Source organism: Sphingobium agri, from assembly GCF_023051225.1.
GTDB lineage: Bacteria > Pseudomonadota > Alphaproteobacteria > Sphingomonadales > Sphingomonadaceae > Sphingobium > Sphingobium agri.
Genome location: NZ_JALKHS010000006.1, coordinates 1,237,814 through 1,257,195 on the forward strand (window position 1 = coordinate 1,237,814; position 19,382 = coordinate 1,257,195).

Annotated in this window: 18 protein-coding genes and 1 tRNA gene; 14 read left to right on the forward strand and 5 right to left on the reverse strand. The window is 61.4% G+C overall.

Features of this window, described 5'->3' with window-relative positions:
* Nucleotides 1-122: 122 nt before the first annotated feature.
* The 4 genes from MU848_RS09440 (at nucleotide 123) to MU848_RS09455 (ending at nucleotide 4,580) form a co-directional block, all read left to right on the forward strand.
* A complete protein-coding gene (locus tag MU848_RS09440) occupies nucleotides 123-1,349 on the forward strand; it encodes an NAD(P)/FAD-dependent oxidoreductase (protein WP_247231392.1) in 1,227 nt (408 codons plus the stop codon).
* Between the two features lie 137 nt (nucleotides 1,350-1,486).
* Complete coding sequence (locus MU848_RS09445) at nucleotides 1,487-2,167, forward strand: GIN domain-containing protein (RefSeq protein ID WP_247231394.1); 681 nt, start codon at nucleotides 1,487-1,489, stop codon at nucleotides 2,165-2,167.
* Between the two features lie 288 nt (nucleotides 2,168-2,455).
* Nucleotides 2,456-3,730, forward strand: coding sequence for an ammonium transporter (locus tag MU848_RS09450; protein WP_247231396.1), 1,275 nt, complete (start codon nucleotides 2,456-2,458; stop codon nucleotides 3,728-3,730).
* 4 nt (nucleotides 3,731-3,734) lie between these two features.
* Nucleotides 3,735-4,580 (forward strand): glycosyltransferase family 2 protein, encoded by an 846-nt coding sequence (locus MU848_RS09455; protein WP_247231741.1) that lies wholly within the window; start codon nucleotides 3,735-3,737, stop codon nucleotides 4,578-4,580.
* Here the strand turns inward: MU848_RS09455 and MU848_RS09460 are convergent.
* Nucleotides 4,577-5,908 carry an MFS transporter gene (locus MU848_RS09460; RefSeq protein WP_247231398.1) on the reverse strand — a complete coding sequence of 444 codons (1,332 nt, stop codon included), beginning with the start codon at nucleotides 5,906-5,908 and terminating at the stop codon, nucleotides 4,577-4,579. The genes MU848_RS09455 and MU848_RS09460 overlap by 4 nt on opposite strands.
* 166 nt (nucleotides 5,909-6,074) lie before the next feature.
* Here MU848_RS09460 and cyoA point away from each other — a divergent pair, with 166 nt between their 5' ends.
* The 7 genes from cyoA (at nucleotide 6,075) to MU848_RS09495 (ending at nucleotide 13,016) form a co-directional block, all read left to right on the forward strand.
* Nucleotides 6,075-7,226, forward strand: a complete 1,152-nt coding sequence (gene cyoA / locus MU848_RS09465; protein WP_247231743.1) for a ubiquinol oxidase subunit II — start codon at nucleotides 6,075-6,077, stop codon at nucleotides 7,224-7,226.
* Between the two features lie 174 nt (nucleotides 7,227-7,400).
* Nucleotides 7,401-9,419 carry a cytochrome o ubiquinol oxidase subunit I gene (gene cyoB, locus MU848_RS09470; protein WP_247231400.1) on the forward strand — a complete coding sequence of 673 codons (2,019 nt, stop codon included), beginning with the start codon at nucleotides 7,401-7,403 and terminating at the stop codon, nucleotides 9,417-9,419.
* A 4-nt stretch (nucleotides 9,420-9,423) separates the two neighbouring features.
* Nucleotides 9,424-10,068, forward strand: a complete 645-nt coding sequence (gene cyoC, locus MU848_RS09475; RefSeq protein ID WP_097091392.1) for a cytochrome o ubiquinol oxidase subunit III — start codon at nucleotides 9,424-9,426, stop codon at nucleotides 10,066-10,068.
* Entirely contained in the window at nucleotides 10,065-10,457 is a 393-nt protein-coding gene (gene cyoD / locus MU848_RS09480; protein ID WP_097091391.1) for a cytochrome o ubiquinol oxidase subunit IV, read from the forward strand. Before cyoC ends, cyoD begins: the two co-directional genes overlap by 4 nt.
* Before the next feature lie 50 nt (nucleotides 10,458-10,507).
* On the forward strand, nucleotides 10,508-11,170 hold the full coding sequence (locus MU848_RS09485; protein WP_247231745.1) for an SURF1 family protein: 663 nt from the start codon (nucleotides 10,508-10,510) through the stop codon (nucleotides 11,168-11,170).
* Entirely contained in the window at nucleotides 11,167-12,483 is a 1,317-nt protein-coding gene (locus tag MU848_RS09490) for an ATP-binding protein (protein WP_247231402.1), read from the forward strand. Before MU848_RS09485 ends, MU848_RS09490 begins: the two co-directional genes overlap by 4 nt.
* On the forward strand, nucleotides 12,483-13,016 hold the full coding sequence (locus MU848_RS09495) for a response regulator transcription factor (RefSeq protein ID WP_097092748.1): 534 nt from the start codon (nucleotides 12,483-12,485) through the stop codon (nucleotides 13,014-13,016). The genes MU848_RS09490 and MU848_RS09495 overlap by 1 nt, the downstream gene beginning before the upstream one ends.
* A 12-nt stretch (nucleotides 13,017-13,028) precedes the next feature.
* Here MU848_RS09495 and MU848_RS09500 read toward each other — a convergent pair.
* Nucleotides 13,029-13,102, reverse strand: a tRNA-Gly gene (locus MU848_RS09500).
* Nucleotides 13,103-13,319: 217 nt separating this feature from the next.
* Between MU848_RS09500 and MU848_RS09505 the strand changes: the two genes are divergently transcribed.
* Nucleotides 13,320-15,284, forward strand: a complete 1,965-nt coding sequence (locus tag MU848_RS09505) for a hybrid sensor histidine kinase/response regulator (protein ID WP_247231404.1) — start codon at nucleotides 13,320-13,322, stop codon at nucleotides 15,282-15,284.
* A 177-nt stretch (nucleotides 15,285-15,461) separates the two neighbouring features.
* A complete protein-coding gene (locus MU848_RS09510) occupies nucleotides 15,462-16,352 on the forward strand; it encodes an alpha/beta fold hydrolase (RefSeq protein ID WP_247231406.1) in 891 nt (296 codons plus the stop codon).
* Here MU848_RS09510 and MU848_RS09515 read toward each other — a convergent pair.
* The 3 genes from MU848_RS09515 to epsC form a co-directional block, all read right to left on the reverse strand.
* The gene (locus MU848_RS09515) at nucleotides 16,335-17,279 is read right to left on the reverse strand and encodes an NAD(P)H-dependent flavin oxidoreductase (RefSeq protein WP_247231408.1); all 945 of its coding nucleotides are present in this window, start codon (nucleotides 17,277-17,279) and stop codon (nucleotides 16,335-16,337) included. The two genes, MU848_RS09510 and MU848_RS09515, sit on opposite strands and share 18 nt — an antisense overlap.
* Before the next feature lie 82 nt (nucleotides 17,280-17,361).
* Nucleotides 17,362-17,706, reverse strand: coding sequence for a DUF2794 domain-containing protein (locus MU848_RS09520; protein WP_247231409.1), 345 nt, complete (start codon nucleotides 17,704-17,706; stop codon nucleotides 17,362-17,364).
* Complete coding sequence (gene epsC, locus MU848_RS09525; protein WP_247231747.1) at nucleotides 17,703-18,425, reverse strand: serine O-acetyltransferase EpsC; 723 nt, start codon at nucleotides 18,423-18,425, stop codon at nucleotides 17,703-17,705. Before epsC ends, MU848_RS09520 begins: the two co-directional genes overlap by 4 nt.
* 157 nt (nucleotides 18,426-18,582) lie before the next feature.
* Here epsC and MU848_RS09530 point away from each other — a divergent pair, with 157 nt between their 5' ends.
* A complete protein-coding gene (locus MU848_RS09530) occupies nucleotides 18,583-19,356 on the forward strand; it encodes a sulfite exporter TauE/SafE family protein (RefSeq protein ID WP_097091385.1) in 774 nt (257 codons plus the stop codon).
* Nucleotides 19,357-19,382 lie beyond the last annotated feature (26 nt).

Below are 19,382 nucleotides of genomic sequence, written 5' to 3' on the forward strand. Positions count from 1 at the left end.
ATGGGAGCGCCAACATTTTATAATTTGGCCCTTCGCGCCCCAAAAAGCCTTGGGCACCCCTTGTCAGCCCGGGGAAAGCGCGCCAAGGACGGCAGCAACTTAGACTGAGGGGATGCTGGCTGATGAGCCATTATGACGTTCTGATCGTAGGCGCGGGCCATGCAGGCGCGCAGGCGGCGATTTCGCTTCGTCAACTCGGCTTTGAGGGGTCCGTCGCCATGATCGGGGACGAAAAATACCCGCCCTACGAACGCCCGCCCCTGTCGAAGGAATATTTTGCGGGCGACAAGAGCTTCGACCGCATCCTCATCCGCCCCGCCGCCTTCTGGGAAGAGCGCAAGGTCGACATGCTTCTCGGCCGCCGGGTAAAGACGATCGATCCGCAAGCGCAGACGGTCACCGCCGGCAATGAGCAGATCGGTTATGGCAAGCTTATCTGGTGCACCGGCGGCAGTCCGCGCATGCTGACGTGCAACGGGGCCGACGCGCCCAACGTCCATGCCGTCCGCCGCCGCGACGATGTCGACGCGATGATGGCGAAGATGGACCAGATCGACCATGTCGTCGTGATCGGCGGCGGCTATATCGGCCTCGAAGCAGCCGCCGTCCTCACGAAGTTCGGCAAGAAGGTCGTGCTCTTGGAAGCGCTGAACCGCGTCCTTGCCCGCGTCGCCGGGGAAGAACTGTCCCGCTTCTACGAAGCCGAACATCGCGCCCATGGCGTGGACCTTCGCACCGGCGCGAAGATGGACTGTATCGAGGTTCAGGACGGAAAAGCGACCGCCGTTCTCATGCAGGATGGTGAGCGTGTCGAAACCGACATGGTGATCGTCGGTATCGGCATCGTGCCCGAAACAGGCCCGCTGATCGCGGCAGGCGCAGCGGGCGGCAACGGCGTCGATGTCGATGAATATTGCCGCACCAGCCTGCCCAACATCTATGCCGTTGGCGACTGCGCATCGCACGCCAACCGCTTCGCGCGCGGCGCGCAGCTTCGCCTTGAGTCGGTGCAGAACGCCAACGACCAGGCAAAGACCGCCGTCGCTCACATCATGGGCAAGGAAGAAGCCTATGACGCTGTCCCCTGGTTCTGGTCCAACCAATATGACCTGAAGCTTCAGACCGTCGGCCTTTCCATCGGCCATGACCAGACCATCCTGCGTGGCGATCCGGCCACCCGCAGCTTCTCGGTCCTGTATCTGAAGGCGGGCAAGCTCATCGCCCTCGACTGCGTGAATGCGGTCAAGGACTATGTGCAGGGCCGCGCCCACATCCTGTCGGGCGCCGTTCTCGACCAGGCGCAACTGGCCGACTCCTCGGTCCCGCTGAAGGAAGTAGGGCTCGCCTGACGAGGCCTGGCCTTGGCAGTCCGGCAGACGTGACCGTCAAAGGCCGTCCAGGAAGATGGCGCCATCAACCTTGTGGAAAGCGTTTCGCGGCTAAAGGCGGCACCATGCCAGGTCCACCGCGAAATCCCTTACGTCTCATGATCACAGCCGCCTGGCTGCTGCTGCCTTTGCAGGCCGTGGCTGCGACTCGCGGCTATACCATCACCAGCTTCGACGCGATCCGGGTGGACGCGCCCGTGGAAGTGATCATCACCACCGGTGCTGGCGCGTCGGCCAAGGTCGATGGCGACCAGTCGCTGATCGAACGGCTGCACATCGATGTGTCGGGACGGCTGCTGACGATCAGGATGGATCGCGCCCGGCCTGGCGAAAAGAGCGGCGGCCGCGCCACCGTGCGGCTGTCGACCGGCATGCTTGAAAGGCTGGTGCTGACCGGCGGAGGGTCCATCTCGGTCAGCAGGATGAAGGGCTTGCGCGGAGAGATCGTGCTTGGCGGCAACGGCGACGTCAGTGTCGCGACGGTGGACGTCGATCAACTCAGCCTTGGCGTCGCTGGCGCAGGCCGCGCCACGCTGGCGGGGCGAGCGGCTGTCGCGGCGGTACGTGTGAATGGTCCCGGCGCAGTCGCTGCCGAGGACCTGCGCGTTCGTCAGGCGACGGTCAGCAATGACGGCCCCGGCAACGTTGCGCTGACCGCCGATGTCACCGCCAAAATCTCCGCATCCGGGTCAGGCGACGTCACCATCGCTGGCAAGGCCGCCTGCCAGGTCGAAAATCGCGGCACCGGCCGCATCACTTGCGGCGGCGAAGCCTACTAGGGCGCGCCGGCGTCTTGACCCGGAACGTCCGCGGATCCTCACCTGCCCGCTAACCCCCGTTCTCACATGCCACCCAACCCGTTTGCCCTGAGCCTGTCGAAGGGCTACTTCCTCTAAAAATGGGCTTTAAAAATGGGCCTGGACAAGCTCAGCCCGAGCAAAGCTTGAGTAATCCGGATAATCACAGCTCCTCAACCACCCCCAAAAAATCACCCTCTCATCAAGCTTATCAAAGTCTTTACCGCCACAGCATAAACAATTCGGCACCTGAGATTGCCGGATCGTCCCATGTTCGCTCGCGCCCTCCTCCTCTTCCTCTTCATGGCCTCGCCGCAAACGGCCGAAGCCCAGGTTGCGGTGGCCGTCGCGGACAGCGGGGACACCGCCTGGATGATCCTCTGCGCCATACTCATATTGATCGCTGGACTGCCCGGCCTGCTGTTGCGCCACGCGGGCCTCGTCAACGTCCGCAGCGCGCTCTCGGCAAGCACCCAGATATTCATCGTCGCCGCAGGCGCATCACTCGCCTGGGCGATCGCCGGATATAGCCTCAGCTTCGCCCCCGGCAGCACGTGGCTCGGCGGCGGAGCCAACCTCCTGCTCGCCAATCTCGGGACGCTGAAAGAGGGGCTTACCGTTCCGGAATCCGCCTTCGTCCTGTTCCAGATGGCGCTGGCACTGTTTGCCGTTTGCCTTCTCCCCGGCGCCACCGCCGGACGCGCGCGCTTCGGCTGGACGGCGGCCCTTGCCCCGCTATGGCTGCTCATCGTCTATGCTCCGCTGGTCCACGGCATCTGGGGCGGCGGATGGCTGGCAAGGCTCGGCGTGATCGATTTCTCCGGCAGCCTCGTCATTCACATGAGCGCGGGCTTCTCCGCGCTTGCGCTTTCCCTCATCCTCGGCCGCCAACCCCGGCAGGCTGCAACGAACCACGCGCCTGTCCTCAGCCTCGCGGGTGGGGCGCTGATCTGGATCGGTTGGGCAGGGCTCTCCGGCGGATGGGCCCTCGGCGCGACCGACAACGCCGCCACCGCCATCCTCAACACGCATTTCGCCGCCTGCGCGGGCGCGTTCGCATGGGCACTGTCGGATCGGGCGGCAAGCGGCCGCGTTAGCGCCACCGGCATCATGTCCGGCGCCATCGCTGGCCTCGCCGCCATCTCCGCCTCTGCGGCCCTGTCCGGCCCGGGCGGCGCAATGCTGATCGGCCTTGCCGCTGCCCTTCTCTGCCGCATTGCCAAGGCGGCGTTCGGACGCGGCGTCGATGATCCGGCCTCTGTCTTCCTGCTCCATGGGCTTGGGGGCCTGATCGGTGCCTTGTTGCTCCCGCTCTTCGTTCAGCCCTTTCTGGGCGGCGTCGGGTTCGAAGCCGATGTCAGCCTCTCCACAGCCATGCTCAGCCAGTTTGCGGGCGTCATAGCCGTCGCGCTCTGGTCGATGGCGGGGACCACCATCGTCGCGCTGATGCTATCGGCCGCGCTGCCCATGCGCCTTAGCGGCGAGGAAGCGGCAGAGGGCCTTGATCAGGCAGATCATGGCCAGCAGGGTTGGGATTTCCGCTGACATCATGGCTATTGCCGTCGGCATCTTCGCCCATCAGGAAGAACGGCGGATCGGGACATGCCTTGCCTCGCTCCCGCTGGATCGGGCGGACATAGTCTATCATGTCCTCGTCAACGGCTCGACCGACGCCACGGCTGTGCTCGCTCGGGAAGCAGCGGCAGGGCGAGCCAATGTCCATGTCCATGATATCGCTCGTGGCGGCAAGTCGCGGACGTGGAACCACCTCATCCATGATCTGCTAGACAGGACCGACGAAGCCGTCATCCTCCTTGATGGTGACGCCCAGATCGCCTCCGGCTCCATCGACGCATTGGCGCAGGCTGTAGGACAGGAAGGCATCAATGCAGCAGCTGGCATGCCGCTCAACGGCCGCATGGCTGCGCATTACCGCCATCTTCTGACCACGCACGGCGGCCTGTTTGGCGATCTTTACGCGCTCTCCGGGCCTTTCGTGAACCGGATACGCAGCCGGTGCTTGCGTCTGCCCGATGATCTGATTGGGGACGATGGCCTCGTCGCGGCTTGGGCTCATACCGACCTTCAAACCGACGCCGCCTGGCAGCGTGACCGCGTCTTCGCTTGTGAAGATGCAGGTTTCCTCTGCGAACCGGTGCGCCTCACCAATCCATCAAGCTGGCGCATGCAGTATAGGCGGATGACCAACTATTCGTTGCGCTACTTCCAGAACCGCATCGTCTCGGACATCATGGGTCGTGAGGGCCCCAATGGCCTGCCGCGCGAACTGCGCAGCCTCTACGCCGCATGGCTCCCCCGCCTCGCCCCCCGCTCCGGCCCGACCGGCTGGTTCGACCGTATGGCACTAGAGCGGATGCGGCAGGCGGCGGCTTAGCGGTCCTTGCCCGCCAGCTCCTTGTTGATGAACAGCGCCAACCCCGTCACCACCGCGCCGGAGAAAAGATAAGCGCCCGACGCCGCCAGCCCGAATGTCACCGACAGCGCCAGCGCCACCAGCGGCGCAAAGCCAGCACCCACCAACCATGCAAGGTCCGAAGTCAGCGCCGATCCGGTATAGCGCGTGGCCGTCGAGAAATTGGAGGCGACCACGCCCGAAGACTGGCCAAAGCTCAATCCCAGCAGCATGAACCCCAGGATCATGAAGGCGATCTCCGCCAGCTCACCGCCGTTCAGCAGCAGCGGTGCGGCAATGCTGAATATCCCGATGCCCGCCGCCGACCATGCGAGCAGCTTGCGCCTACCCACCATGTCGGCGACAAACCCCGACACGATGATCGCCAGCACGCCGACGCTTGCGCCGATCGCCTCGATCACCAGAAACCGCTCCAGCGGCTGCTTCGTGTAAAGCGCGATCCACGACAGCGGGAACACCGACACCATGTGGAACAGCGCAAAGCTCGCAAGCGGGGCGAAGGCGCCGATCACGATGTTCCGCCCGTCCGTCCGCACCGTCTCGATTACCGGCGAAGGCTGCAACTCGCGCGCTTCGAACAGCCGCTCGAACTCATGCGTCACCACGATCCGCAACCGCGCGAACAGCGCCACCACGTTGATCGCGAACGCCACGAAGAAGGGATAGCGCCACCCCCACGCCAGGAAATCCGCGTCCGACAGCACGGACAGGAAGAAAGCGAACAGCCCGCTAGCCACCAGCAGCGCCAGCGGCGCGCCCAGCTGCGGCATCATCGCGTACCAGCCACGCTTGTTCTGCGGCGCATTCAATGACAGCAGCGAGGCGAGCCCGTCCCATGTCCCGCCCAGCGCCACGCCCTGCCCAGCCCGGAACACCGCCAGCAGCACCGCCGACCATATGCCGATCGTGTCATATCCCGGCAGGAACGCGATGAACGCCGTCGATCCGCCGAGCAGGAACAGCGCGATTGTGAGCTTGACGCCCCGCCCATAAGCCCTGTCCACCGCCATGAAGATGAACGACCCGATCGGCCGCGTCACGAACGCCAGCGCAAAGATGGCGAAGGACCAGAGCGTCCCCTCCAAGGGGCTCAAATAAGGAAAGACCAGCGCCGGAAACACGATGCACGACGCGATCGCATAGACGAAGAAGTCGAAGAATTCCGACGTCCGCCCGATGATCACGCCGATCGCGATCTCGCCCGGCGCGACCTTGTGATCGCGCGCGGTGACGAGGCGTGCGTCGCGCTCCATCTGCGTGGAGGATGGCGTGGTGGTCGCGGCGTTCATCGGTCGGGGCAAGCCTTCATGCTGCGGGAACGATCCATGCCCAACATCGTTGCAGCATAGCGAATCGCCCCGGTGGTCGAAAGGCCATTGCCCTATTTTGCGCCTGCGAGGGGATAGGACAAAAGGTCCAATGTCGATCGCCACTCCACCCCCTTATGCGGGCATCATGACCGCACGTCCTCGCCTCCTTTCCCGAGCTTTTCCGCGCCGACTCGCGCCCTTGCTGCTGCTGCCGCTCGGCGCGTGCAACTGGGTGGTCATGTCGCCCGCAGGCGATGTCGCAGTGCAGCAGCGCGATCTGATCATCATCTCCACGCTGCTCATGCTGCTCATCATCCTGCCGGTGATGGCCACCACCATCTGGTTCGCATGGCGCTACCGGGAAAAGGCGCAGGCGAAGGATTATGATCCCGATTGGGACCATTCGACCAGCCTTGAGCTGCTGATCTGGTCGGCTCCGCTGCTGATCATCATCGCGCTCGGCGCCATCACCTGGACCAGCACCCACCTGCTCGATCCCTACCGCCCGATCGAACGCATCGATCATGAGCGCAAGGTCGATCCCGCCGCCAAGCGGCTTCAGGTCGAAGTGGTCGCGCTCGATTGGAAATGGCTGTTCATCTATCCTGAACTCGGCATCGCCACGGTGAACGAACTCGCCGCGCCCGTCGATCAGCCGATCGAGTTCAAAATCACCTCCGCGACGCTCATGAACAGCTTCTTCGTCCCCGCGCTCGCAGGACAGATCTACGCCATGCCCGGCATGCAGACGGTGCTTCACGCCGTCGCCAACAAGCCCGGCAATTTCGAAGGCTTCTCCGCCAACTATTCCGGCGCGGGCTTCTCCAACATGCGCTTCCGCTTCAAGGCGATGGACCAGGCCGGGTTCGACAAGTGGGTCGCGCAGGTCAAGTCCAGCAACGCAAAGCTCGACCGCGCTACCTATGTGAAGCTGGAACAGCCCAGCGAAAAGGTGCCGCCCATGTATTTCGCGGGCGTCGAACCAAAGCTCTTCCACGCCGCCCTCAACATGTGCGCCCAGCCGGGCAAGCGCTGCATGGATGAGGTCATGATGACCGACATGCACGGCGGCGCGGGCAAGGAATCGGCACGTGATACCGAAGGGCTGCGCCATGACGGCACGATCGACGTGGGCGGCTACCATCCGGTGGAGCCTGGCAAGAAGGGCGAGATCGCCCAGCCTTCCGGCATGACGCCAGCCGCACAGCGCACGCCTGCCGAACGAGGCAACCAAGCGCCCGGACAGAAGGATGCCGATGGGCATGCGGGCGGTCATCATGGGCATGAGGGAATGTGAACGCCATGCCTTCTCCATCCCACCGTTATCCTGAACTTGTTTCAGAATCCATTATTCCCCACGCGACTCCATTCCCGAAGGCGCGATGGATGCTGAAACAGGTTCAGCATGACGAAATATGCGGGGTGTCGCGCACCACCCTCCCCCACCCATTCCCACCAAGGCCCTGACCCCATGTCCCCTCATCCCGCATCCGAAAACAGCGGCATCTGGAAACTGATCTTCGGCCGCCTCGACTGGAGCGCAGTGCCGGTCCATGAGCCGATCGTCATGAGCACCTTCGTCGCTGTCGTGATCGGCGGCGTCGCGATCCTTGGCGTTGTCACCAAATATCGCCTGTGGGGCTGGCTGTGGCGCGACTGGTTCACCACCGTCGATCACAAGCGCATCGGCATCATGTACATGATCCTCGGCCTCATCATGTTCCTGCGCGGTTTCGCCGACGCGATCATGATGCGCCTGCAACAGGCATGGGCCTTTAACGGGTCGGAAGGCTATCTGAACGCGCATCATTATGATCAGATCTTCACGGCGCACGGCGTCATCATGATCTTCTTCGTCGCAATGCCGATGATCACCGGGATCATGAACTATATGGTGCCGCTGCAAATCGGCGCCCGCGACGTCAGCTTCCCCTTCCTCAACAATTTCAGCTTCTGGATGACGACCGCGGGCGCGGTCATCACCATGATGTCGCTGTTCGTGGGCGAATTCGCGCGCACGGGCTGGCTCGCCTACCCGCCGCTGTCGGGCATCGCCTACAGTCCAGGGGTCGGCGTCGATTATTATATCTGGGGCCTTCAGATAGCAGGCATCGGCACGCTCCTATCGGGCGTCAACCTGATCGCGACCATCGTGAAGATGCGCGCGCCGGGCATGTCGATGATGAAGCTCCCGATCTTCGTCTGGACCTCGCTCTGCTCCAACATCCTGATCGTCGCGGCATTCCCCGTGCTGACCGCCGTTCTCGCGCTGCTCAGCCTCGACCGTTATGTAGGCACGGCCTTCTTCACCAACGACATGGGCGGCAACCCCATGATGTATGTGAACCTCATCTGGATCTGGGGCCATCCGGAGGTCTACATCCTCATCCTGCCGCTGTTCGGCGTGTTCAGCGAAGTCACCTCGACCTTCTCGTCGAAGCGCCTCTTCGGCTATTCCTCGATGGTCTATGCGACGGTTGTCATCGCTATCTTGAGCTATCTCGTCTGGCTGCACCACTTCTTCACCATGGGCTCCGGCGCCAGCGTCAACAGCTTCTTCGGCATCACGACGATGGTCATTTCCATCCCGACCGGGGCCAAGCTCTTCAACTGGCTGTTCACCATGTATCGCGGCCGCATCCGGTTTGAACTGCCGATGATGTGGACGGTCGCCTTCATGCTGACCTTCGTGGTCGGCGGCATGACCGGCGTGCTGCTCGCGGTTCCGCCTGCCGACTTCGTCCTGCACAACTCGCTGTTCCTGATCGCGCACTTCCACAACGTGATCATCGGCGGCGTGCTGTTCGGCCTGTTCGCGGCGATCAACTATTGGTGGCCAAAGGCGTTCGGCTTCAAGCTGGAGACCAAATGGGGCAAGCGCAGCTTCTGGCTGTGGGTCGTCGGTTTCTGGGTCGCCTTCATGCCGCTCTATGTCCTGGGCCTGATGGGCGTCACCCGCCGCATGCGCGTGTTCGATGATCCAAGCTTGCAGATCTGGTTCCAGATCGCAGCGCTTGGCGCCGTCATGATCGCGGCCGGCATCGCCTGCATGTTCATCCAGTTCGCCGTCAGCATCATGAACCGTGACAAGCTGCGCGACACGACCGGAGACCCCTGGGATGGCCGGACGCTCGAATGGGCGACCAGCTCGCCGCCGCCAGATTATAATTTCGCCTTCACCCCCGTCATCCATGACGGCGACGCATGGGCGGACATGAAGAAGCGCGGCTACCAGCGTCCTGTCTCCGGCTTTGAACCGATCCACATGCCCAGCAACACGGGCACCGGCGTCATCCTTGCTGGGCTCTCCGTGGCCTTCGGCGTCGGCATGATCTGGTACATGTGGTGGCTCGCGGGCTTGAGCTTCATCGGCATCCTCGCCGTCGCGATCGGCCATACCTTCAACTACAAGCGCGACTTCTACATCCCCAAGGATGTGGTCGAGAGCACAGAGGGCGAGCGCACGCGCAGTCTCGCGATGCAGGGCTAACACCATGGCTAGCGCACCTACCGTAGACGCCGCTTTCCTCGACAAGGACGGCAATCCGCTCTTCCACCTGGAACATGAGCCCCATCATCCGGAAGGGTCCAGTACCATGCTGGGCTTCTGGATCTACCTGATGAGCGATTGCCTCATCTTCGCCTGCCTGTTCGCGACCTATGCGGTCCTCGGCGGCAATTATGCGGCGGGGCCGGGCCCCAAGGATCTGTTCGACCTGCCGCTGGTGGCCCTCAACACCGCGATGCTGCTCTTCTCGTCCATTACCTATGGCTTTGCCATGCTGGCGATGGAAAAGAACCGGGTGGCTGCGACGCAGGGCTGGCTGGCCATCACCGGACTGTTCGGCCTCGCCTTCCTCGGCATCGAGCTCTACGAATTCGCCCACCTCATCCATGAAGGCGCGACCCCGATGCGGTCGGGCTTCCTGTCGGCCTTCTTCGCGCTGGTCGGCACGCACGGCCTGCACGTCACCTTCGGCATCATCTGGCTGGTGACGCTGATGGCGCAGGTCGCGAAAAAGGGCCTGATCCCCGCCAACCAGCGCCGCCTGATGTGCCTCAGCATGTTCTGGCACTTCCTCGACGTCGTCTGGATCGGCGTCTTCACCTTCGTCTATCTCATGGGGATGCTGCGATGAGCGCGCACGGCCACAGCCATCACGACGATCATCATGGGCAGGCGCCTGCCCATGGCACCTTCGGCAGCTACATGATCGGGTTCGGCCTGTCGGTCATCCTGACGGCCATCCCCTTCTGGCTCGTCATGACCGGGGTGCTGGGCGATCCGCAACTGACCGCCTTCACCATCATGGGCTTCGCGGTCGTTCAGATCCTGGTGCACATGATCTACTTCCTGCACATGAATACCCGGTCGGAAGGCGGCTGGACGATGCTGGCGCTGATCTTCACGATCGTGCTGGTCGTCATCACGCTCGCCGGCTCCATCTGGGTCATGTATCATCTCAATCACAATATGATGCCGCAGATGCAGGATATGAGCGTGCATGACATGAGCCAGATGCCGTGACAGACCATCCGCCCCGCCGTGGCTCGGCGGGGTTCCTGATCCTGTTCTCGATGGCCGCGCTTCTTGCGGTCGCGGGGCTGGTCAGCTTGGGGCTTTGGCAAGTGAATCGCCTCGCGTGGAAGCGCGACCTGATCGAACAGGTCGAAAGCCGCGTCCATGCAGCGCCCGTCCCCGCTCCTCCTTCGGCCAGCGGCGATGACGCCTATCGCCGCGTGATCGTGACCGGCCGGTTCCTGCACGGCCGCGCAACTCTGGTGCAGGCATCGACCGCGCGCGGCGCAGGCTTTTGGGTTTTGACCCCGCTCGTCACGGATCGCGGCTTCACCCTGCTCGTCAACCGCGGCTTCGTGCCGCCAGAGGCACGCGCCCGCTTTTCCATGCCCGGCGGGCAAGTGCGCGTAACCGGGCTGATGCGGCTTAGCGAGCCGGGCGGCGGCTTCCTGCGCTCCAACGATCCTGCCGCAAACCGCTGGTATTCGCGCGATGTGGCGGCCATTGCCCGCGCGCGCCAGCTTCGCCCGCCGGTCGCCAATTATTTCATCGACGCCGAACGCAGCGGTTCTCCGGCATCGCTACCTGTGGGCGGCCTTACCGTCCTCACCTTCCCCAACAGCCATCTTTCCTACGCCCTTACATGGTTCGCGCTGGCGGCGATGGCGGCTGGCGCGTACATCTTCGTCATGCGCCAGTTATGGAAGGAGAGACGGTCTTGAAAGGGTGGCTGTCCACCGGCGCCCGCCTGCTCCCCGGCCAATGGCCTGCGGATGCCGCCGGGCGCAAGAATATGGCGCTGCTCGCCCAGCTGCGCTGGATCGCCATAGCGGGACAAGTCGCCACCATCCTTTTCGTGCATTGGGCCATGGGCATCCGCTTGCCCGTTGCCGCCATGCTGCTCGTCGCCTCGATCGCAGCGGCCGTCAATATCGCGACCTTCGCCACGCTGCGCCGCCGGACCGATGTGGCCCGTGCAGAGCTGTTCCTAGCGCTCGTCTTCGACGTGCTGTTGCTCACCACCCAGCTGTATCTCAGCGGCGGCGCGACCAATCCCTTTATTGCGCTCTACCTTCTCCAGGTGGCGCTGGGCGCGGTGCTGCTCGATCGCTGGAGCATCTGGGGCATCGTCCTCCTGTCCTTGCTCTGCGCCGCGATGCTGTCTCTCGTCTATCGGCCGTTGGATCTTACCGATGCGCTGGAGGGGCGGCTTTTCGATCTGCATATCCTCGGGACCTGGATCTGCCTCGCCATGATCGCGGTGCTGCTGGTCCTCTTCATGAGCCGCATGACCCGCAACCTTCAGGCGCGCGAGGCCTATCTCGCCCAATTGCGCCAGCAAGCCGCTGAGGAAGAACATATCGTCCGCATGGGCCTCCTCGCATCCGGCGCCGCCCATGAACTCGGCACCCCCCTCTCCCAGCTCGCCGTCGTGCTGGGCGACTGGCGCCACATGCCCGAAATCACCGCCCACCCTTCCCTTCTCGAAGAGGTCGGCGAAATGCAGACCGCCGTCCAACGCTGCAAACAGATATTGACAGGCATTCTCATTTCCTCAGGAGAAGCCCGGGGCGAAGCTCCAAAAGTCACGCCAATTCGCGACTTCCTTCTTGAAATCGCCCAAAGCTGGCGCTCCACCAATCCCGGAATTCCCCTCCGCTGCGATTTCGGCCCCCACGATTATCCCCGCATCATCGCCGATCCCGTCATTCGCCAGGCCATCACAAATCTGCTCGACAACGCCCGAGAAGCTGGCGCCACCTACATCGATCTTCTGGTCGGGCGCGACAGCACATCGCTTAACATCGCTGTCCGTGACAATGGCAAGGGGTTCAGCGAACAGATGCTCGCCGATTTCGGCAAGCCCTACCGTTCAAGCAAGGGGAAGCAAGGCAGCGGCCTTGGCCTCTTCCTGGTCGTGAACGTGGTACGTAAACTCGGCGGCAACGTATCCGCCAGCAACGGCGCGGACGGCGGCGCACTCGTCCTGCTCCGCCTTCCATTAAGCACCGTCGGATTGGAGGAGTCACGATGATGGCAGATGACCGGCTGCTCATCCTGGTCGAAGACGACGAGGCTTTTGTCAAAACCCTCAAGCGGTCCTTCGAGCGGCGCGGCTACCAAGTCCTGACCGCCGACAGCCACGCAGCGCTCGTGACGCTGCTCGAACAGCATCAGCCTCAATTTGCGGTAGTCGATTTAAAGCTCGGCGCAGAATCCGGCCTCGTCTGCGTCCAGACCCTCCACGCCCATGATCCCGAGACGCTGATCGTCGTCCTCACAGGTTTTGCCAGCATCGCGACAGCCGTCGAAGCGATCAAGCTCGGCGCATCCCATTATCTCGCCAAGCCTTCAAATACCGATGACATCGAAGCGGCATTCGCCCGCTCCTCTGGCGATCCATCGACGCCCCTCGCCCCGCGTCCGACATCGATCAAGACGCTCGAGTGGGAACATATCCATGAAGTGCTGAAGGACAGCGACTTCAACATATCCGAAGCGGCCCGCCGCCTCGGTATGCATCGCCGCACCCTGGCGCGAAAGCTCGCCAAGCGGCAGGTCGGTTGATGATGGACGACATGGAGCGGGTGAAGGGAATCGAACCCTCGTCACTTGCTTGGGAAGCAAATGCTCTACCATTGAGCTACACCCGCGCGCTGCCGGGGATTAGCCGCTGAGTATTGCAAGGTCAACGACTTGCACCTCAATTTCACGCGGCCCGCCGTTCAACTCCCTCAAACGTTCAAAAATATACTTTAGTTAATAGAGGGATGGCTTATGCCGCGTTACAAAGCGGTTCGCTAGCGGAACGATGAACGGTCCAGTGTGTTTGATGGATTCGAGAAGATAGAATAGCGTAATGGGGAAATTATGAGCACGGCGGCGCCGGAGTTCTCTGGAAACCGCTTCGAGTTGCTTGTCCAGAGCGTCACTGACTACGCGATCTACATGCTTTCGACCAATGGCACGATCGTCAGCTGGAATGCAGGCGCGCGCAGGTTCAAGGGATATGAGGCCGACGAAATCGTTGGTCAGCACTTTTCCCGCTTCTACACACCGGAAGATCAGGCAGCGGGCATTCCCGCTCTAGCACTGGAAACAGCCGAGCGGGATGGCCGGTTCGAAGCCGAAGGATGGCGCGTACGCAAGGACGGAGGCAGGTTCTGGGCCAGCGTCGTCATCGATCCGATCCGGGATCCCGGCGGCACGTTGATAGGTTTTGCCAAGGTTACACGCGATCTGACGGAACGCCGCGCGGCGGAAGAGGCATTGAAGGCGAGCGAGGAACGATTTCGCCTGCTGGTCGAAAGCGTAACCGACTACGCCATCTACATGCTTGACGCTGTCGGCACGATAACCAGCTGGAATGCCGGAGCAGCACGGTTCAAGGGCTATACCGCCGACGAAATCCTGGGCCAGAATTTCTCCCGCTTCTATTCCGAAGAAGATCGGATGGCCGGAATTCCCTCCCGCGCCCTGGAGACTGCGTCGAGGGAGGGCCGGTTCGAAGCGGAAGGCTGGCGCATTCGCAAGGACGGCTCGCGCTTTTGGGCCAATGTCGTTATCGACGCCATTCGCAGCCCCATGGGTGAGCTGATAGGCTTTGCAAAGATCACACGCGACCTCACCGAACGGCGCGAAACCCAGTTGGCCTTGGAAGAGGCGCGGGAAGCCATCTTCCAATCCCAGAAGATGGATGCGATCGGAAAGCTGACAGGAGGCGTCGCGCACGACTTCAATAACCTGCTCGCCGTCATCGTCGGAAGTTTGGATTTGGCGAGGCAGCGGCTCGAAACCGGGGGCGACATTTCACGCTACATCGACAATGCCATGACGGCAGCGGATCGAGGCGCCACCTTGACCCAACGCATGCTGGCGTTCGCGCGGCGTCAGGAACTGAAACTTGGGAGCGTCGACTGCATCGCGCTGGTCCGGAACATGGCCGGACTATTGAAATCCACTCTGGGATCGACGGTCACGATCGAAACCCGCTTTCCCCTTTCGCTCAGTTCGGCGCATGCTGATCCGGCGCAACTAGAACTGGCGTTGCTGAATTTGGCCGTCAATGCACGTGATGCCATGCCGGGTGGCGGCCGGATCATTGTCGAAGGCGCCGAAGCCCATTTGCTGGCAGAACAGCGGCCTGACCTGCCCACCGGACATTATGTACGCCTCTCCGTCATCGATGAAGGGAAAGGGATGGATGAGGATACGCTCGCGCGGGCCCGGGAGCCCTTCTTCACCACCAAGGGAATTGGCAAGGGAACTGGCTTGGGCTTGTCCATGGTCCATGGCTTTGCTGAACAATGCGGCGGTTCGCTGATCATCTCAAGCGAGCGCGGGAGCGGCACGACTGTCTCGCTTTGGCTCCCTGTCGCCAAAGAGGATGCAAATGCGACGGATGAGGAACGTCCTGCCCCGTCCATCCTCACCCTGAGCGATCAACCCTTGGTCATATTGGCCGTCGATGATGACGACCTGGTGCTGACGAACACCGCAGGTATGCTGGAGGAGTTGGGACATACGGTATTTCAGGCTGGTTCCGGCGCGGACGCGCTGCGCATGCTGGCCGAAGGCGAGGTAGACCTTGTCATCACCGACCACGCCATGCCCAATATGACAGGCGCGCAGCTGGCCGATGCGCTGGATGAGACTCATCCCGGCCTACCCGTCATCATCATCACCGGCTATGCGGAACTGCCGCCGCACGCCACCAAGCGGTTGCGGCTTGATAAGCCCTTCAAGCAAGCTGAACTGGCCCGCATGCTGTCTATTGCGCGTCATGATTCCTCTGCTGAGCGCGTAATCCCGTTTGGACGATCCCCCGATTTTTGAGAGCTCTGGCTATTTTCAATCCTGCTCCCAAATTGGTACGGCAGGATGAGACCTTTACTCATTATCGTCATCAATTCTCCCGAGAATCTGTTATAACAGTTGCGTTATGATGCAGCCGGTCCAGAATCGGGGAGCGCGCCTGAAAACATGAATATTACTCCCACTTTTGCATCACCCGTGAGCGAACATGCCGACCCCATTGCTCCGTTGAGCCCGACATCGCATTTCTTCACTTCGTTGCGTACTCGCCTCCATTATGTAGATTGGGGCAATCGGTCAGCCCCCACCTTGATCCTGGTTCACGGAGCGCTCGATCATGCGCGCAGCTGGGACTGGACAGCGCGGGCACTCGCGCGCGACTTCCATGTCGTCGCGCTTGATCTTCGAGGCCATGGTGACAGCGCCTGGTCAGCCGCAGGGACCTATTCGATGGCGGATTTCGTCTATGATCTCGCGCAGCTTGTTGATCTGGTCAGCCGCGACAAGGTCATTCTGGTCGGCCATTCACTCGGAGGATCTATCGCCTTGCGCTATGCGGGGCTCTTTCCGGACCGCATAGACCGGTTGATCGCCATCGAAGGACTTGGCCTTTCTCCCGACGCTCTTCAGGAAAAGGCCGCCCATCCTGCTCCTGATCGCTGGCGCGAATGGATAGAGCGGCGTCGCGCAAGCGCTCGCAAACCCTCACGCAATTATCCGACGCTCGAGGCCGCCGTTGCGCGTATGCGAGAGAGAAACGACCATCTGTCAGGCGAGCAGGCGCTCCATCTGACCGCACACGGCGTCAATCGCAATGAAGACGGCAGCTATGAATGGAAGTTTGATCCTTATTTGCGCCATTTCCCGCCCCAGGACATGACGGACCATGATCTCCCCGATTTCTGGGAGCGGATCATTTGTCCCGTTCTGCTATGCCTGGGTCTGGACAGTTGGGCATCCAACCCCGTCGAGGACGGTAGGGCAGCCTATTTCCAGGATGCGCGGTTGGTGGAGTTTGCCGATGCAGGCCATTGGCTGCATCATGATCAATTCGACTCCTTCATGCGTGAATTACGCGCCTTCCTGTAGTTGGAACGCCATAACCGCAGCCCTGTATTGAGCTTTAAGCTCCTGAACAAGCAAAGCAGCGGGCTGAATTTTCCGTACCGCCCCTATTCCTTGACCCGCGCCCCATATGTCCCTCCAGGCCTTTTTGTCCTCTTCGGCCATGGAAGCGATGTCCATGTCTCTGGCCTGCGGCAACCTGTCTGCATCGAAACCAGCAGCCGTAATGCTAGGCCGTAGGTAATTGCCGAGGACCCCGGTAAAATAGTCGGAATAGACGATGTCGCCTGAACTGCTGTCCACGATCATCTGCTTGTATCTTTGGTCCGCATTCGCCTCTTCGGTCGCAATGAAAGCTGACCCCATATAGGCCAAATCGGCCCCCATCATCCGGGCGGCGGCGATCGAGCGTCCCGTCGCGATGGCCCCCGACAAGATCAAAGGACCATCAAACCAGGCGCGGATTTCTTCGACCAGGGCGAATGGCGACAAAGTACCTGCATGGCCCCCTGCCCCCGCCGCAACCGCGATCAGTCCGTCAGCCCCCTTTTCGATGGCCTTCCTGGCAAACATATTGTTGATGACATCATGGAGGACGATGCCACCATAGCTGTGCACAGCCTCATTGACGTCAGTGCGGGCGCCTAAAGAGGTGATCACAACCGGAACGCGATATTTCACGCAGAGCGCAAGATCTTCTTCCAGCCGGGCGTTCGTTTTATGGACAATGAGGTTGACGGCGAATGGCGCGTCCTGATCAGTCAGTTCGCGGTTCAGAAGTTGAAGCCAATCCTCGAATACGCCTGAAGGCCGGGCGTTGAGGGACGGGAAGGATCCCACGATCCCGGCCCTGCACTGTGCGATCACCAGCGCGGGCTGTGAGACGATGAACATTGGCGACGCGATCAGTGGCAACGATAAGCGTTCTCGAAGCAGCGCCGGCAAGGTCATTAACAATCCTATCAGTTGTCCGATCTTGCGGAAGGCCGAGCCGTGCGCCTGTGGATCGGGTATATGAGACGCACGAGCGCGACTAGTCGTTAACGATCTTGAGCAATCTGCGTTCTACAGGGGCAAGAATGCCCTGCAGTTCGGCCCCTCGCTTCAAAATGCCGCCTGCTTCCCCGATCAGGGCCCACATTCCCTGGCGATGGCGAAGCGAGGGGCGTTTTTCAATGCGATATTCCGGACGTTCGGCTGCTCTGCGAAACGCCGAGAAGACGGCGGCATCACGGCCCAGATCAATTGCATAGTCACGCCAGTACCCGGCCGAAACCATGCGACCGTAGAGATCCATGATGCGCTGCAACTCCAAACGATCAAACCCCGTTTGCCCCGCTGCGGAGGCTTTGGAGGGGAACGGGGTCACGTTGGTCATGAGGCGCGACCACGCTCCCTGAACAGAGGGATGTCATCATCGGGACCAAGCGACCCTACTTTCTTTCGTTCAAGAAGTTCCGCCAGCCGCTTCTGCAACTGTTCAACTTCATGCTGAAGCTGCTCCAGCTTATGCTTTTCAGGATCGTAGCAGTCGCTGCAGGGCGTGCCATAAGGTAGGAACTCACGACGATAGGCGGTGACGTCGACCAGCATCTGGCGGGCAGGAATGCCAACCATTGTAGCACCTTCAGGCACATCTTTCGTGACCACGGCGTTCGCGCCCACGCGTGCCCTCGGGCCAACATGTACAGGGCCGAGCACCTGCGCGCCTGAACCCACGATGACCCCGTCGGCAAGCGTCGGATGGCGCTTTCCGGCAATGCCATTCGCAGGATCTGTGCCGCCAAGAGTTACATTCTGATAGAGGGTAACATCATCGCCAATCTCTGCGGTTTCCCCGATGACCGTGAACCCATGATCAATGAAGAAACGCTTGCCGATGCGTGCGCCTGGATGAATGTCGTTTCCGGTAAGAAACCGGGAAAAATGATTGACAGCACGCGCCAGGAAATAAAGCCGCGCGCGATACAGGCCATGCGCGACCCGATGAAATCCGACCGACCAAACGCCCGGATAAAGGAGGATTTCAGCCCGGGAACGTGGAGCTGGATCACGGGATTTGACCGAGTCCAAATAGCCGATAAGATTGCGCAACATGCAGCGGCCCCTGAAAATCGAAGGGTCATACATAAGGCCACGGCCAAGTTTTTTCCAGATGTCGGCTATTTCGGCTTCTGACCATAAAACAGAATGTTTCTTGGCGTGCCATGATATACCTATCACTGCGGTAGACAATCAACCAGGGGCCCCTTGAATGACCGATCCCGTTCTCGCTCATCTCAGCGAACTCCTACCGTTCATTCTCATTGGGTTTGGAGCCCAGATGATCGACGGTGCGCTGGGGATGGCGTACGGCGTTATCTCAAGCACCCTGCTCTTGGCGCTGGGCGTACCACCTAGCCGCGCGTCGGCAAGCGTTCACGCGGCAGAGACATTCACGACGGCCGTTTCAGCGATAAGTCACATCGCGCACCGGAATGTTGATTGGCGACTTTTCGCTCGCCTCATCATTCCCGGCGTCATCGGCGGCGTAACGGGGGCGTATATCCTCTCGAACATCGATGGTTCAGTGATAAAGCCCTTCGTTCAAGTCTACCTGACCGCGATCGGGATTTATCTCATCTGGCGCGGCTTCCACCTGCCGCCGCAACCGCGCGATCCGAAATGGGTAGCGCCCCTCGGGTTGGTTGGCGGCTTCATGGACGCGACAGGAGGCGGTGGCTGGGGCCCGATCGTGACATCGAATTTGCTTATTCAGGGGTCGAGCCCTCGCCATACTATCGGGACGGTCAACTCTGTCGAGTTCGTACTTACTCTCTCGATCAGCCTGACCTTCATCCTGCATCTGGGGTGGCAAGCTTTCACGACCTACACCGTTGGCCTCCTGCTAGGCGGTATCATCGCTGCACCCTTTGGCGCGATGCTCGCCCGCCATGTCGCACCGCGCATGCTATTCACGGCAGTTGGAACGATCTTGACGCTCACATCCTTGTTCGGCGTCGCCAAATGGCTTGGATATATCGGCTGATGCTCTTATCTTCGCCGTTCTGATCG

What these genes read in the sequence shown, in the direction of transcription:
- MU848_RS09440 (WP_247231392.1), top strand. Translation starts at nt 123, where the DNA reads ATGAGCCATTATGACGTTCTGATCGTAGGCGCGGGCCATGCAGGCGCG.
- MU848_RS09445 (WP_247231394.1), top strand. Translation starts at nt 1,487, where the DNA reads ATGATCACAGCCGCCTGGCTGCTGCTGCCTTTGCAGGCCGTGGCTGCG.
- MU848_RS09450 (WP_247231396.1), top strand. Translation starts at nt 2,456, where the DNA reads ATGTTCGCTCGCGCCCTCCTCCTCTTCCTCTTCATGGCCTCGCCGCAA.
- MU848_RS09455 (WP_247231741.1), top strand. Translation starts at nt 3,735, where the DNA reads ATGGCTATTGCCGTCGGCATCTTCGCCCATCAGGAAGAACGGCGGATC.
- MU848_RS09460 (WP_247231398.1), bottom strand. Translation starts at nt 5,908, where the DNA reads ATGAACGCCGCGACCACCACGCCATCCTCCACGCAGATGGAGCGCGAC.
- cyoA (WP_247231743.1), top strand. Translation starts at nt 6,075, where the DNA reads ATGACCGCACGTCCTCGCCTCCTTTCCCGAGCTTTTCCGCGCCGACTC.
- cyoB (WP_247231400.1), top strand. Translation starts at nt 7,401, where the DNA reads ATGTCCCCTCATCCCGCATCCGAAAACAGCGGCATCTGGAAACTGATC.
- cyoC (WP_097091392.1), top strand. Translation starts at nt 9,424, where the DNA reads ATGGCTAGCGCACCTACCGTAGACGCCGCTTTCCTCGACAAGGACGGC.
- cyoD (WP_097091391.1), top strand. Translation starts at nt 10,065, where the DNA reads ATGAGCGCGCACGGCCACAGCCATCACGACGATCATCATGGGCAGGCG.
- MU848_RS09485 (WP_247231745.1), top strand. Translation starts at nt 10,508, where the DNA reads ATGGCCGCGCTTCTTGCGGTCGCGGGGCTGGTCAGCTTGGGGCTTTGG.
- MU848_RS09495 (WP_097092748.1), top strand. Translation starts at nt 12,483, where the DNA reads ATGGCAGATGACCGGCTGCTCATCCTGGTCGAAGACGACGAGGCTTTT.
- MU848_RS09505 (WP_247231404.1), top strand. Translation starts at nt 13,320, where the DNA reads ATGAGCACGGCGGCGCCGGAGTTCTCTGGAAACCGCTTCGAGTTGCTT.
- MU848_RS09515 (WP_247231408.1), bottom strand. Translation starts at nt 17,279, where the DNA reads ATGACCTTGCCGGCGCTGCTTCGAGAACGCTTATCGTTGCCACTGATC.
- MU848_RS09520 (WP_247231409.1), bottom strand. Translation starts at nt 17,706, where the DNA reads ATGACCAACGTGACCCCGTTCCCCTCCAAAGCCTCCGCAGCGGGGCAA.
- epsC (WP_247231747.1), bottom strand. Translation starts at nt 18,425, where the DNA reads ATGTTGCGCAATCTTATCGGCTATTTGGACTCGGTCAAATCCCGTGAT.
- MU848_RS09530 (WP_097091385.1), top strand. Translation starts at nt 18,583, where the DNA reads ATGACCGATCCCGTTCTCGCTCATCTCAGCGAACTCCTACCGTTCATT.